This is a genomic window from Mucilaginibacter sp. OK268 (assembly GCF_900103125.1).
In the GTDB taxonomy this organism is placed as follows: Bacteria; Bacteroidota; Bacteroidia; order Sphingobacteriales; family Sphingobacteriaceae; genus Mucilaginibacter.
In genome coordinates, this window is the sequence record NZ_FNJV01000001.1 from 816,469 (window position 1) to 832,678 (window position 16,210).

9 protein-coding genes are annotated in these 16,210 nt (G+C 45.4%); 8 read left to right on the forward strand and 1 reads right to left on the reverse strand.

Annotated elements, in window-relative coordinates:
* The first annotated feature begins 10 nt into the window (after positions 1–10).
* From BLR84_RS03305 to BLR84_RS03340, 8 genes are all read left to right on the forward strand, one after another.
* Positions 11–1,528: a RagB/SusD family nutrient uptake outer membrane protein gene (locus tag BLR84_RS03305; protein ID WP_090464262.1), complete on the forward strand. Its 1,518-nt coding sequence runs from the start codon at positions 11–13 to the stop codon at positions 1,526–1,528.
* Between the two features lie 68 nt (positions 1,529–1,596).
* On the forward strand, positions 1,597–3,039 hold the full coding sequence (locus BLR84_RS03310; protein ID WP_218128199.1) for an aryl-sulfate sulfotransferase: 1,443 nt from the start codon (positions 1,597–1,599) through the stop codon (positions 3,037–3,039).
* The gene (locus tag BLR84_RS03315) at positions 3,039–4,055 is read left to right on the forward strand and encodes a c-type cytochrome (RefSeq protein WP_090464265.1); all 1,017 of its coding nucleotides are present in this window, start codon (positions 3,039–3,041) and stop codon (positions 4,053–4,055) included. The genes BLR84_RS03310 and BLR84_RS03315 overlap by 1 nt, the downstream gene beginning before the upstream one ends.
* Positions 4,056–4,087: 32 nt before the next feature.
* Complete coding sequence (locus BLR84_RS03320; protein WP_090464268.1) at positions 4,088–7,066, forward strand: glycoside hydrolase domain-containing protein; 2,979 nt, start codon at positions 4,088–4,090, stop codon at positions 7,064–7,066.
* A gap of 11 nt (positions 7,067–7,077) precedes the next feature.
* Positions 7,078–10,191, forward strand: a complete 3,114-nt coding sequence (locus tag BLR84_RS03325) for a DUF5107 domain-containing protein (RefSeq protein WP_176851936.1) — start codon at positions 7,078–7,080, stop codon at positions 10,189–10,191.
* Positions 10,192–10,199: 8 nt separating this feature from the next.
* Complete coding sequence (locus BLR84_RS03330) at positions 10,200–11,525, forward strand: DUF3472 domain-containing protein (RefSeq protein ID WP_090464273.1); 1,326 nt, start codon at positions 10,200–10,202, stop codon at positions 11,523–11,525.
* 132 nt (positions 11,526–11,657) lie between these two features.
* The gene (locus BLR84_RS03335; RefSeq protein ID WP_090464276.1) at positions 11,658–13,457 is read left to right on the forward strand and encodes a glycoside hydrolase family 35 protein; all 1,800 of its coding nucleotides are present in this window, start codon (positions 11,658–11,660) and stop codon (positions 13,455–13,457) included.
* Positions 13,458–13,675: 218 nt separating this feature from the next.
* Positions 13,676–14,308, forward strand: a complete 633-nt coding sequence (locus BLR84_RS03340) for an ankyrin repeat domain-containing protein (RefSeq protein WP_090464281.1) — start codon at positions 13,676–13,678, stop codon at positions 14,306–14,308.
* A 430-nt stretch (positions 14,309–14,738) separates the two neighbouring features.
* On the opposite strand, the gene BLR84_RS03345 is transcribed toward BLR84_RS03340, so the two are convergent.
* A complete protein-coding gene (locus BLR84_RS03345; RefSeq protein WP_090464285.1) occupies positions 14,739–16,157 on the reverse strand; it encodes an aminotransferase-like domain-containing protein in 1,419 nt (472 codons plus the stop codon).
* Positions 16,158–16,210: the final 53 nt, after the last annotated feature.

Here is a 16,210-nt window from a genome sequence, read left to right on the forward strand (position 1 = left end):
ATTAAAAGAGATGAAAAAATATAGTATTCTTCTTATGGTGATGATGGTTTTTGTACAGTTTTCCTGTAATAAGAATCTCGATCCTAAAGTATATAGCAGTTTAACTACTGTTAATGCGTTCCGTACAAAATCTGATGCTATTGCAGCAGTAAACGCGGTTTATGCACGCTTAAAAGGTCCTGCTGTTGGTGATAATTTTGATTATTGGACAGTAAGGCACTTCGCCCTTACCGATTTGAGCACTGATGTTGGCCATTGCTCTTTAGGGGGTGATCCAGGGCAATTGTCATTAGTACAATGGAACTCGGCTAACGGCCTGATAGCGGAAGACTGGCGCCAGATATACAAACTGATAGCCAATGCCAATAACGCGATATATAACATCAGCCCAATGACTGCTCTTACAGCGGAGCAAAAAAAGCAGTTTCTGGCAGAGATTAAATTTTTACGCGCTCTGGCGTATATGGACCTAATTGATGCCTGGGGCCCGGTTGTATTGATCACGGAAAAAGATTTGGCTAATCCCAATTATACTGCTCAGCCACCAGTTACTTCGGTTGAGCAGATCGATGCACTATTAATAAGCGATCTTACCGATGCGATTAATACATTACCGGTTGACTATAAAAGCAATGCTATATATTCCAATAACGATGTTGGCCGTGCAACCAAAGGTTCAGCACTTACTTTGCTCGCTAAACTTTACCTGCGCGAAAAACAATGGCAAAAAGTAGTTGATTTAACCAAGCAGGTTATGGATCTGAATGTTTATCAGCTATATCCAAGCTACTCTGGTTTATTCGCCGAAGCAAATAAATGGTGTTCTGAAAACATCTTCTCTGTATTGAGTGATGCCAACGTAAACGGTACCGAGCTTTTGAATCACTTTGGTCCGTTACAGCACCCCGTATTGACTGATAGATGGCAATATTATGCCGTAACCTGGGATTTTTACAGCACCTACGGTGACGAGGATGACCGTAAAAAAATGTTTTTTGCATCATACCTGGGTGTGGACAAGTTGATACATCAGCAAGCGCCAACCATAGGCGCTACCCCTCCTGCAGGCGTTTTTTATATGCCCGATGTAGCCACCATGAAGTATGCCGATCCACACGGTGCTAACACCTATTATGACGGTCACAGTGTGGATATTTTACGCTATGCCGATGTATTATTAAGCAGGGCCGAGGCTATCAATCAATTAAGCGGCCCAACAGCCGAGGCTATCTCTCTGATCAACCAGGTGAAGGCACGTTCGCACGCTAAATTATTGGTTGCGGGTAACTATACACAAACAAGTTTGAACGATGCTCTTTTACAAGAGCGGGGTTGGGAGCTATATTATGAAGGAAAACGCAGAGCCGATTTGATACGTTTTGGTAAATACGCCGAGGTGGTAAATGCCTACCTGAAACGCACTGGCCAAACCCAAACCGTTCAAATGCCGCGCGATCAGTATTTCCCATATCCTTTAAACCAGGTTACCCTTAATCCAAATTTAAATAACGCGGGCAGGCAACAGTAATTGATATCCCGTTCTGAAAAAAGAATATACAGCCCGAAAAGGCTGTATATTCTTTATATTTAAAACAGATGGTACATAACCTGTTTAGCATTGTAAATGGTATGATGAAGTATTTCTTTAAAGGGATAACCTTACTGGCTTTTTTAACAGTTTTTGCAGGCTGTGCTAATAACAGCACTGCTATCAAAGAAATAAAGGTAGGCCTGCATAATAATAATGAACTAAAGATCGAGATCAACGTGCTCACCGGTTCGCCGGTGGATGCCTATGCCGAATATTGGGTTGATAAAGGCGCGGACACCACGAAACAGGTTTCACCCTTATCAAAAAATACAGCTCAGCATAAGCTTGTACTATGCAACATAACCCCCAAAACCAATTATGCCTACCATATTGTTACCATAGCTAATGGGGTTAAAACGGTAAGTAAAACATACACTTTTAGTTCGCATGAGTTGCCTTTGTTTTTGCAGGAGCAATTCACGGCAAAAAGCGCGTCTGAAAATCATATCCCGGCAGCTTTTAAAAATGGCTTAATGCTTATCAATAAACGATATGCGCCGGGCGTAGCTTACCTGGTTGATTACAAAGGGCAGATCAAATGGTACCACATGATCGATAACCTGGGCTTTAAGGTGATCCATTTTACTAAAGATCATACTCTGCTTTCTATCCTCGGTCGCAATGACGAGCCTACCAGCTATGGCAGCGAGATATTGGAAGTAAACCTGGAAGGCGATACCCTGCTGCATCTCAAAAAAGGTCAGGGTGATTTTAAACAAACCATCCACCACGAAATTTTAAAGAATACCAGCAACCAGATAGTAACCCTGTTTGTCGATCAAAAGATCATGGACCTGAGCATGGTTGGTGGCGGTAAAAAGGACACGGTGAACGGCGATGGTATTATGGTGATGGATAAAACCGGCAAGCAGCTCTGGAAATGGAGTGTGTTTGATGTGATGGATCCATTTAAAGATCCCAAACTGCTTAAAACCAAAAAGGATTGGATGCACGCCAACAGCCTGAATTATGACAAGGATGGCAACTACCTGATCTCCTTTTACAATAACGGGCAGATCTGGAAGGTTGATGCCCATACCGGCAAGGTGATCTGGAAGTTTGGCAAGGGCGGCGACATAGCCATGCCCGCCGAATGTAATTTTACTCAGGCCCATGCAGCGCATATCAACAGTGAGGGTAACCTGATGTTTTTTGATAATGGTGTCGAAAAACACCAATCAGGTGTATTCGCCATGAAATTGGATGAACAACAAAAAACATCTAAGATCGATCTGCATATTCAACTGCCAAAAGAAGTATTTAATGGCCGCATGGGCAGCGCCTATATGATCAATGATACCAGTGTGCTTTGCTGCTGCTCCAAAAGGCATATCCTGGTGCTCAGCGACCGCAAAGGTGTTTTGTTATGGACGATGGAAACTGCCGTGCCTACATACCGGGCAATTTTTATAAAAAACAGCGAGCTCAATCCTTATTTAAAACACTGATGAACAAAAGGTATCCATATTTCATCATTTGGCTTGCAGCAGTCTTTGTACTGTGGAACCTGGCGCAAGTCTGTTCCTGCAACGAAGACCGGGCAGCGACCTTAAAAAGCCCTGCTACTGCCGTTAATGATAACCTGGTGACCATCGATACGCTTAAGATACCACATGATAAATTTGGAGAGGCCGTGCGATATGGTCGTGCATTGATGCTACGTACTGCCTATTATATTGGTCCCGATGGTGTAAATGGACATTATACCGGCAACAAGATGAACTGTACCAATTGCCACCGCGATGCCGGTACAAGGCCCTTCGCATTTAACCTGGTCAATTCATTTAAGGAATATCCGCAGTACCGGGCCAGGGAAGGCAGGATTCTGTCGCTGGCAGAGCGGATCAATAATTGTGTGATGCGCCCCAACCTGGGCCGGCCTTTACCGCTGGACGGGCGGGAGATGATCTCGATCATGTCATACCTCAAATGGCTCAGCGATTCGGCCAGGGTGAACAGCCATACCAAAGGACTAAAGAACATGGAGGTCAGTTTCCCCGATAGGGCAGCATCTTCAGATCATGGTGAAAAACTATATGTACAACACTGCGGACGCTGCCACGCGGCAAACGGCGAAGGACAAATGCAGTTTGACCAGGCAACTTACACTTACCCTCCGTTGTGGGGGCCAAAAGCCTACCGCCAGGGATCAAGCATGCACCGGGTTGTAAAATTGGCGCAATGGCTGAAAGCCAATATGCCTTTTGATAAAGTAACGCACAACAAACCATTTTTGACCGATGCCGAGGCGCTTGACCTGGCCGCTTTTATCAATGATGATCAGAAACATCCGCGACCGTCAAAAGGGGTAACCGAGGTACAATACCCTCATGCCAACGAAAAAGCTATTGATTATGATAAAGGGCCTTTTAACGATCCTTTTTCCGAAACACAACATAAATACGGGCCATACAAACCAATTGCCGATTACTGGGAGAGTAAAGGATTAAAGCCCACTTACTAAATTTTGAATACCACTGATATTGACCAATTAACATGAAAAAACAACTCTTTGCGCTCATCCTCTTATTGTCTGCCCTTGCGGCCCAAGCCCAAAAAATACCTTATACCAATTGTAAAAACTGCTGGCTACCTGATTCATTGGGGAACCACCGGGTGGTTTTAACTTTTAACGGTACAGGTAAAGCAGCCAAAGTAATTATCCCCTGGAGAAGAAGGGATAACGATCCGGAAAACAAGCGGTTGATCATAGAAGATGCCAAAACAAAGCAAAAAGTGACCAATGTAAAATTGGGCGCCATCACCCGCGAAAGCGGCGAAGTGGTTTTTGAGCCTACATCGGGCAAGGGCACTTACTTTGTGTATTACATGCCTTATAAAAACGAAGGCAGGTCCAATTATCCGAGGGGTATCTATCTGAAACCGGAGAACACCGCTTCATCTGCCTGGTTAAACAGTTTGGGCGCTAATATCCCTGCGGCTACGGTAAAAGAGTTTCAGTCGATAGATGCGTTTAATAGTTTTTATCCGATGGAAGTGATCGCCACCAAAAATGAGACGGATGCGCTGATCGCCAAACATAAAAATGAATCGTTTTTAGTATTCCCGGAGGATAGACTGAACTCTATCCGCATGACGAAAGACCTGCCACAGCGCTGGATAGAGTTTGGTCCGCAAAGTAAATATACCTCCGCTACCCTGCGAGGCGAAAACTTCTCGTTCCAGTTAGGGGTATATGCCCTGCAAAACCTGGACGACGTAAAAGTTACTTTCAGTGATCTCAAAAGCACAACCGGTAAAAAGATCCCGGCTTCGGCCTTGTTCTGTATCAACACGGGCGGTACGGCCTATGATGGTTCTGCACTGACCAAAACCGTAAATGTAGCAACCGGCACTATCCAGGCTTTATGGTGCGGTGTAGATGTGCCTGCAAGCGCTACCGCCGCTGTTTATACTGGTAAAGCTACTATCAGCAATGGCAAAACTTCTAAAGAGGTCCAGTTATCTATCAAAGTTAACGCCGCCCTTGCCAAAAATGGAGGTGTTGATGAGCCATGGAAAATGACCCGCCTGGGCTGGTTGAACTCTACCATGGCGCAAAAAAACACGGTGATAGCGCCATACAAGCCATTGGTCATAAAAAATAACACCGTAGAATTGTTAGGCAGAAAAGTGGAGGTGAACAGCGATGGTTTCCCAAAACAGATCCAGACCTTCTTCACGCCAGAAATGACCGAATATGCCGATGCTCCTAATAACCTGCTGACAGAGGCCATCCATTTCCATTTCCTGAACACCGCGGGCAAAAACATCAAGCTGAAAAGCCAGGGCCTGCAATTTACCAAACAGGAGCCGGGCACCGTGCAGTGGACAGCCACCAGCGCGAACGACAGTCTGCAAATGGAAGTAACCGCTTCAATAGAGTTCGACGGTTTTATAGCTTACACCGTAAAGGTAAAAGCCCTGCAGGATGTGAGCTTTAAAGACATTACTATGCATATCCCTTTTAAAAGAGATGTGGCTAAATACATGATGGGACTGGGCCAGAAAGGCGGCTATCGCCCCGAGAATTTTGAGTGGAAATGGGACGTTACCCATAAAAACCAGGATGGCGCCTGGATAGGTAATGTAAACGCTGGTTTGCAATACTCGTTGCGCGATGAAAAGTATGTTCGTCCGCTGAATACCAATTTTTACCTGCAAAAGCCACTCATCCTGCCATCATCATGGGGTAATGGCGACAAGGGCGGTATCAATGTAAAAGACGATGGTAAAGCCGTATTAGCCAACAACTACAGCGGCGAGCGCAAGCTAAGTAAAGGCGATGTGTTGTATTATAACTTCAACTTACTCGTTACGCCTTTCCATACCATCAATACCGATTTTCAGTGGGCTACCCGTTTTTATCACTCCTATAAACCTATCGATACCATTAAACAGGCCGGCGCTACGGTGATCAATATTCACCATGCTACGGCTATCAATCCTAATATCAATTACCCTTTCATCGCCTGGAAATCTATGAAGGCTTATGATGATTCGGCACATGCTGCTGGTTTAAAAGTGAAGATCTACAATACCATCCGTGAGCTATCTAACCATGCTTATGAAACTTTTGCCTTACGTAGTTTGGGTCATGAGATCTACTCGTCGGGTAAGGGTGGTGGTTTTAGCTGGCTGCAGGAGCACGTGGGCGACGATTACATAGCCGCCTGGTTTGTACCTGCAATTAAAGATGCCGCCATCATCAACAGTGGTATGAACCGCTGGCACAACTACTATGTGGAAGGCATGAACTGGCTAACCCAAAACGTAGGCATCGATGGTATTTACCTGGACGATGTGGCCTTTGACCGCGTAACTATGAAACGGGTTAAAAGGGTGTTGACCAAAGATGGTCACCCGGGCATTATCGACCTGCACTCGGCTAACCAGTACAACAAAAGCGATGGCTTTAACAACAGCGCCAACCTGTATATGGAGCATTTTCCATATCTGAACCGCTTATGGTTCGGTGAGTATTTTGATTACGAAAAGAACAGTCCGGATTTTTTCCTGACCGAAGTGAGCGGTATCCCATTTGGTTTGATGGGCGAAATGCTGCAAGACGGCGGCAACAAATGGCGTGGTATGGTTTATGGTATGACCAACCGCATGCCCTGGAGCGATGGCGCCGACCCACGCCCCATTTGGAAAGTGTGGGACGATTTTGGCATCAAAGGCACCAAAATGATAGGCTACTGGGTTGATGATAATCCTGTAAAAACTGACCATGATAAAGTGCTGGCCACCATTTACAAAAAAGATGGCGCGGTGCTGGTTTCCATAGCCAGCTGGGAAGATACGGATACCGAGATCCAACTGAAAATAGACTGGAAAAAATTAGGTATCGACCCATCAAAAGCGACGATCACCGCACCGGAGATCAGGACATTTCAGCATGCCAAAACATTTGGTTTGAATGATAAGATTCCGGTTGAAAAAGCCAAAGGCTGGTTGCTGATCATTAAATAATGTCTATAGCTATGCGAAAAATCGGACTGCTTGCTTTAGGGATATGTTTATCGGCCAGCTGGGTTAAAGCCCAGGAAAAGGCGGGTTTCAGGGAGTATAACAAAGTGATCACTACCTACCCGTTCTCGGATCCTAACCCGATACCGGCGTTCACCAATATTTACCCCTACTTCAGGTACGATGGCTTTACCGATAAACCCGTGCAGAAGGAGTGGAAGGTGGTGGAACTGCAAAACAAGTATATCACCTTAACCGTGCTGCCGCAGATCGGCGGCAAGATCTGGTCGGCTGTGGAACGGTCGACAGGCAAAGGGTTCATTTATGAGAACCACGTAGTAAAGTTCCGGGACATTGCTATGCGCGGCCCCTGGACAAGCGGCGGTATCGAACCCAATTATGGCATTATTGGCCATACCCCCAATTCAGTTACTCCAGTTGATTATATAGTACGCAATAATGATGATGGCAGCGTAAGCTGCATCATCAGCGTGCTTGACCTGCTTACCAGCACCACCTGGGCCATGGAGATCAACCTGCTCAAGGATAAAGCGTATTTCACCACCAGGTCTACCTGGTATAACGCCAACACGCTGGATGAGCCCTATTACCACTGGATGAACATCGGGATAAAAACCAAAGGTAACCTGCAATACATGTACCCCGGTACCGGTTTCCTGGGCCACCAGGGTGAGCATGGCGACTGGCCCATCAACAAGCAAAACGGGAAGGACGTTTCCTTTTATAATAACAACGATTTTGGCGGTTCCAAATCATACCATGTATTTGGCAAGTACACCGATTTTTTTGGCGCTTACTGGCATGACGATGAAATGGGTATGGCCCGCTATTCGGGTCGTGATGACAAAGCCGGCAAAAAGATCTGGATCTGGGGATTGTCGGAGCAGGGCATGATCTGGGAGAAACTGCTGACAGATAATGATGGTCAGTATTCCGAGATCCAGTCGGGCAGGTTGTTTAACCAAACATCGCCCGAAAGTACATTTACGCCGTTTAAGCACAAAGGCTTTGCACCCGGCGAAGCTTCGGTATGGACGGAATACTGGTACCCGGTACTCAAAACCAAGGGTTTTGTGGAAGCCAATAACTACGGCGCATTAAACGTAAAGACCGGAAATGGCTGGCTAAAACTGGCGCTGAGCCCGGTGCAAAAAATTGCCGATAGCCTGGTTGTGAAGCAAGGCGAAACCATCATCTACAGCAAAAAACTGGAATTGGATCCGCTGCAAACTTTTGCCGACTCTGTTCAAATGGATGCAGGCAAGGGTGATGTGCTGGTTACGCTGGGACGCGATAAGATCATATACAATTCAAAACCTGACGAAGGTGATCTGAGTCGCCCGCTTAATTCGCCCAAAGATTTTAACTGGAATACGGCCTACGGCCTGTATATACAAGGCAAGGAACTGATGGACGAAAAAGCCTATCCGCAGGCCGAAGAAAAATTGCAGGCAGCGCTGAAACTCGATCATAACTACGTGCCGGCTCTGGTAAAAATGGCCCAGCTGGATTACCGTAACCTGGACTATACAGAAGCTCTGGAACTGGCCAAACATGCCTTAAGCATCGATACCTATGATGGCGGGGCGAACTATTATTACGGCATCATCAATACTAAACTGAACCACATTGCCGATGCCAAAGATGGTTTTGATATCGCAGCTTTATCCATGGAATACCGGACTGCAGCCTATAACGGACTGGCTGGTATATATCTCCGGGAAAAAAACTACGACAAAGCCCTGGAATATACGGCCAAAGCGCTCGACTTTAACCGTTATGATCTGTCGGCTTTGCAGGTTCAGGTTATCGCTTACCGCTACCTGCATCAGCAGCAAAATGCGGAACGAGTATTGGCTCAGATCCTGGCATTTAATCCGCTTGATCATTTTGCCGGGTTCGAAAAATATTTGTGGGATGCTTCGACCAAAACTGAGTTCACTGCTGCTATCCGGAATGAACAGCCGATTGAGAGCTACCTGGAACTGGCCAATGTTTATTATCAGAACGGGTATTTAGAAGAGTGTCGCAAAGTGCTTGAACTTTCGCCAGCGAATGCTTTGGTAAATTATTGGCTGGCCTTTTTACAGCATCAAGCAGGCAAATCGTTTGCACAGCAATTGGATAAGGCCAACAATACCACACCTGCCTTTGTATTCCCCTTCAGAGCTGATGATGAAGAGGTGCTGACCTGGGCCATGCAGCAAAGTAATAGCTGGAAACCCAAATACTTCCTCGCCCTGCTGTATAAAGATCGCAACCGTATCAACGAAAGCAAAACCCTGTTTACCCAATGCAGTAACCAGCCCGATTTTGCGCCGTTTTATGCTGCCCGTGCAGCCATGCTGATGGGAGCATCTGATCTGACCGATCTGCAAAAAGCCCTGAAATTACAGCCCAACGAATGGCGTTATTCCAAATTACTGGGCGAATATTATGTGGCTCATAACCAGTATCTGGAGGCTTTGGCTACGGTGGAACCTTTTTACCGCAAGCACTCCGAAAATTATATTATCGGCATGCTGTATGCCAAAACGCTGCTGCTGGATAAACGCTATGCAGAATGTACTAAGTTGCTTTCAGGTATCAATATATTGCCTTTTGAAGGCGCTACTATTGGTCGAGATTTGTACCGGGAAGCTAAGCTGATGCTGGCTATCGAAAAATTAAGGAGCAACAATTATACTGCTGCACTTGCTTTAACCGCCGATGCTAAACTATGGCCGCTCAACCTGGGCGCCGGTAAACCTTATCCCGAAAACATTGACGAAAGGGCAGAGGACTGGCTGACCTACCTGTGTTATACCAAACAGGGCAAAGATGCGGAAGCGCGCAAGTACCTGCAAAAGATCATCGCATTTACCCCAAAAACCGACAATACCGTCAAAAACTTTTTACCGGCCAATAGCCTGGTAACCGCCTGGGCTATGGAAAAGCTGGATGGAAAAGCCGCTGCCACCACATGGATGGATGCGCAGGTTAAACAGCACCCGGATAATGATATCATACAATGGTGCCGGCAGGTTTTCGAAAATGGGTCGGCCCCAAAAGCTGATACCAGTGATACCATCGTGCGCATCCTGCAACAAATCATGACGCTGAAATAATCATCTATATGAAAAAACACAGAATAACCACGATTGCTAAAATTGCTTTATTGGGCGCTGCGTTTGCACTGCTGCAATTGAATAGTCAGGCGGCTACACTCCCGGCAGATACCGCGCTTAAAGTACCGCTGGGCGGCAACAGCTGGGTAAGCAAAAACGGGCAGGCTGTTATTGACAGTGCCGGTCTGAGTAACTGGAGCGCCAATACCGATGTGGTAAGCATATACGTGCGCCTGGAGGCCGCCGGAGACTTGAAAATAGCCCTTCGATTGCAGGTGCCTGAGGGTAGCAGTACCATCAAAGTATCGGCAGGGTCAATTGTGTTAACCAAAACGGTATCTAACCACGAATCTGCTATTGTTGATTTTGGTACTGCGCATATCAAAGCTCCGGGCTATGTGCAAATAAAGCTGCAGGGTTTAAAAAAGAGCGGCAAAGTATTCGCACAGGTAAGTGATCTGTTGTTGAGTGGTGCAGCTACGGCTAATGGCGCTGAGTATACTAAAGATAACCATGGCAGTTATTTTTACTGGGGCAGGCGAGGCCCGTCTGTGCACCTGAACTATCCTTTACCTGATGAAGCCAAAACGACCGCCGAATGGTTCTATAATGAAGTGACCGTACCCGTTGGTAACGATGTGCTGGGTTCGTACTTCATGGCCGATGGCTTTACTGGTGGATACTTCGGTATGCAGGTAAACTCACCCACCGAGCGCCACGTGTTGTTCTCTATCTGGAGTCCTTTCAATACCGATGATCCAAAAAGTATCCCCGATAGTTTAAAGATCCGCCTGCTGAAAAAAGGAACTGGTGTACATGCCGGCGAATTTGGCAGCGAAGGTTCAGGAGGACAAAGTTATATGAACTTTCCCTGGGTGGCCGGTAAAACCTATGCTTTTTTGATCCATGCCCAGGCCGATGCCTCGGCTAAAACCACCATATTTACCGCATATTTTAAACCGGCTGATCAAGGCACCTGGCAACTGGTGGCCAGCTTTAAACGACCAATGTCGGGTTTTTATTTAAAAGGCTTGTATTCGTTCCTGGAAAATTTTGATCCGGAAATGGGTACTACCGAGCGCCGGGTAAACTTTGGCAATGGCTGGCTGGTAGATACAGCAGGCAAATGGTACCCGCTTACCAAGGCCCTTTTTACAGGCGATGCCACCGCAAATATCAAATACAGAAAGGATTACGGCGGTGGTGTACAGGGTGATCATTTTTACCTCAGAAATTGTGGATTTTTTAATGATTTTTCGACACTCAAAACCGATCTTAGCCGCCAGCAATCAAGCGCGGCTCACCCGACAATTGATTTTAATAAATTACCGTAAGTGGTATCAAGTAGCTAGTATCAAGTATCAAGATACCTTGCTTCTTCCATGTTAAAAGAAAAAAGTCGTGATACTTGATACTAGCTACTTGATACTAAATATGCTACTCGATACTAAATAAAAACAAGAACCGTGAAAAAATACCTTTTACCCTTACTCTTTTTGTTACCCGTATTGTGTTTTGCGCAGGACAAACATGTTTTTAGCCTGAGTAAAAACGAATTTCTGCTGGATGGCAAACCTTTCCAGATCATCAGCGGCGAAATGCACCCGGCCCGGATCCCCCGCGAATACTGGCGCGACCGTATCCGCATGACCAAAGCCATGGGCTGTAACACCATTGCGGCTTATGTATTTTGGAATTATCATGAGGCCAAGCCAGGTGTTTTCGACTTCAAAACAGGCAACCATGATATCGCCGAATTTATCCGCATTTGTAAGGAAGAAGGCATGTGGGTGCTGCTGCGTCCTGGTCCGTATGTGTGTGCCGAATGGGATTTTGGCGGATTGCCGTCATGGCTGTTGAAAATACCTGATATAAAAGTGCGCTGTATGGACAGCCGCTACATGAGCGCTGTAAGCCGTTACGTGGCCCATCTGGCTGCCGAGGTTAAACCCCTGCAATGTACCAATGGAGGGCCTATCATCATGTCGCAGATCGAGAATGAGTACGGTAGCTATGCCAATGATAAAACTTACCTGGAGGCCCTGCGTAAACTATGGGTACAAAACGGCATCACCGTACCTTTCTATACAGCCGATGGCGCTACACCTTATATGCTGGAAGCCGGTAATATCGATGGTGCGGCTATTGGTCTGGATAGTGGCACCAGCGATGAGGATTTTGCCCAGGCAAGCAAACGCAATCCCAACGTGCCATCTTTCAGCAGCGAAACTTATCCCGGCTGGTTAACGCACTGGAAAGAGAAATTTGCCAAACCTGATACCAGTGGTCTCAAGAAAGAAATTACCTACCTGTTGGAGAACCATAAATCATTTAACCTGTATGTGATCCACGGTGGTACCAACTTTGGCTTCACAGCAGGTGCCAATGCTTTTTCGGCTACCCAATACCAACCCGATCTCACCAGCTATGATTACGATGCGCCCATCAACGAGCAGGGTCAGGCAACGCCTAAATACTATATGCTGCGTAACCTCATCAGCAAATATGTAAAATATAAAATTCCGGCTGTACCGCAGGCTGCCAAAGCTATCAGCATACCGGCTATCACTTTAGCGCCACTCACCAGTATCTGGCAGCAACTGCCAAAGCCGTTCCTGTCGCCACAGCCACAGCCGATGGAATATTATGATCAAAACCAGGGCCTGATGCTTTATCGCACCAAACTCATCGGCCATAAAAAAGGCACGCTTACCATTACCGAACCGCATGATTATGCCATGGTATTTGTAGATGGCAAACTCATCGATACCGTTTACCGCGATGGCGGCAAATGGAACGTGAAGATTCCCGAAAGCAGCAGTAAAGACCCGGTACTGGATATTTTGGTAGAAGGTATGGGCCACATCAACTTTGCTCAATACATCATTGATCGTAAAGGTATTACCGATCGCGTAACCCTCAATGGCATGACCCTGATGGACTGGCAGATCTATCCTTTACCCATGACCGAAGCTTTTATCAAAACACTAAAACCGGCAAAAGCCGAAGCTGATGCCAAAGGCATGTTCTTTAAAGGAACGTTTGATCTGAAAGCAACCGGCGACACTTATTTCGACCTGAGTAATTACGCAAAAGGCATCATTTATGTGAATGGTCATAACCTGGGCCGCTACTGGAACACCGGTCCGCAGCAAAGGCTGTACTGTCCGGCATCATGGCTCAAAAAAGGTTCCAACGAAGTTTTGGTGTTTGATTTTCATCAGAACGAAGCCAAAACCATCAGCGGTAAAACTACTTTGGAGTAGGGGATAGTATCAAGAAGTTAGAATCAGGAATCAAGACTTTTTTCCTACTTGGGAATTGTAAGACTTACAAAGTTTTCAAAACTTCTTAAGTCTTTACGTGTTTTAGCAAACGGGTGTCATGCCGACACCCGTTTTTTTTTGCTGTTGTTTTTATAAATAAATAGTTAAATTCAACAAGTAAAAAGTCGTGGTGCTTGATACTATCTACTTGATACTAAATGAAAACACTTATTGACAATAAAGATTACCAGGGGATAGAGCAGGCACTTATCCATGATCCGGCTTTGGCCAATGAAGGCATTCCATATGATAGCGTGAACACCACCCTGGCCCACCCGCTGCACCGCATCTGCGACGGCGTGTTTTCCGGAACATATACCGATGCAGAAGGTGTTCAAATGGCCAGAATATTTTTAGCGCATGGAGCAAATGTTAATGGTAACGGACTGATAGAAAAACAGGATACGCCACTTACCGCCGCGGCAAGTCTGCATGCCGATCAGGTTGCGCTTTTGTATATCGAAAACGGGGCGATTTTAAACCACCCAGGCTGCCATGGCGGTACCGCATTACACTGGGCAGCCTGGTGCGGCCGGGATAAAGTAGTTGAAAAATTGGTACAGCAAGGAGCAGAAATTAATAAGATATGTATCGATTTTAAAGCCACGCCGCTCTTTTGGGCAGTTCATGGATTAAAAAATGGAGGGGCAACCAGTTCATCCAATTATTTGGAATGCGTCAGGATCCTGGTTCAGGCTGGCGCCGATAAAACTATCCCCAATTGTGATGGAAATACAGCTTTTGAATTGTTGGATGATGGGGATTTGGAGTTAAAGGAATTATTGAAATAAGGGCAGTGCTCCCGCGAGATTAGTGATAGCGTATCTCGTGGGTGGTATGGTTAAAGCCTTCTGCTTTTTAGTTTAGCTAAAAGCATGTTGTCTCCATTGCTACCTCAAGCGTACCGCTTTTGATCATATACAATTGAACGGTTTGAGTGTATAACTAATCCTGGGGACCACAAGCGGGACGCTTGCGGTAGCTGGGAATTGGTAACATTACCGCTAAAGAAGAAGTATTGCCGATGGTGGAATAGCTGAAAACCTATCCCGGAAAATCAATTACTTTGAAAGCTTTAATATTTTTTGTTCCCCAGCTGGGCTCGAACCATATAGTTGATCAATTAAAGATATTAAACGATTTTTAGCTTATTTTACTGTAGGCGCTTGACTTAACTAAATCTCCCTTGGATAAATCGATTGTCTTCGTTTACAAAAGCTGTCAATAATTTTTAATGTGCTTTGCAAGGATTTTGATGGCGTTTTCAATTCTACTATTCCATAGTGGGCAGCAATTTAATCGGATATAATTATGATAATAATTTAAAGAAGAAAAGATATGGCCAGGGCAAATACCTATTCCGTTACTGAGTGCCGTTTTTTGATAATTGAATGAGTCAAGACCGGCAGGAAGCTCAATCCAAATACTTAAGCCTCCTTTCGGCACGGCGAGTTTGGTTCCTTCCGGGAAATAAGTAATAATGGCACCGATATATTTAATCATTTGCCCCTGAAGTTCAATTCGCATTTTTCTGATATGCTTGGTATAAAAACCACTTTCAAGGTATCTGGCAATAGCGTCCTGAAATATTCCGTTGGTAGAGATATTAGAACCAAATTTTAACTTTTCTATAGTTTGATGATGTTTGCCTGATGATACCCAGCCAATTCGAAAGCCCGGTGCGAGTGTTTTAGAAAAAGAGCTGCAATAAAGTACATTATCATATTGGTCATATGCTTTTGCTGGAAAGCCATTAGCACCATCAAAGCATAACTCCCCAAGGCAATCGTCCTCGATCAGTGGAATATTCCGCTTACCTAATAGTTCAACTAGTCTGATCTTATTTTCTTCAGGCATCGAACATCCAGTCGGATTATGACAGCGCGGCATAAAAACGCAGGCCGTTACCTTGTTTTCCTTCAACGCCACTTCGAGTTCGTCTAAAGAAAGCCCAATCTGTGGGTCAACGTTTATTTCAAGCGCTTGTAATCCCCGGCGTTCCAAGCTTTGCAAAATACCGTGATACGTGGGGGATTCGATGGCTATGATGTCGCCGGGTGAAGTAATTGCATCCAAACAAAGATTGATAGCTTCCATACCACCATTAGTGACTAATATTTTATTGGATGAAATAGGGTTTCGCCAGTCTAATGATAATCTTGAAATTTGCTTGAGCAATTTAGGGTGGCCATCAACAAGTGGATACTGGAAATTGTCATTCCCTGCTTCAGTCAGTGATGCCCTTACCGCTTTGTTCAAACTTGTAATTGGTAAGAACTCATTGACAGGTGCCAGGATAGAGAAATTGATTATGCCGTTCTCTTTCGCGTTTTTCATCATGGCAGCAGCCATTGCTGTAATTTCTACATTCGCAGGAAGCATCGGACCTGATTTAGTCTCGGGCACCTTCAGTGTTCCCATTGAATTGATAATATAACCCGACCTTGGTCTTGATACTATAATGCCTTTTGCTTCCAATAGGGAAAAAGCCTGGAAAGCCGTATTCATACTTACCTTCTGATCTTTCACAATCTGGCGTACCGAAGGTATCTTATCGCCTGCCTTTAGTTGAAGAACCTTGATGGTTTCCTCAATTTTTTCTGCGATCTGTTCATAACGAAAGCTTTTACCTGTCATCATTGTACAATTAGCAATAGTGAGCGAAGGTACGCAAAACTGTTCTCGTTTTATTT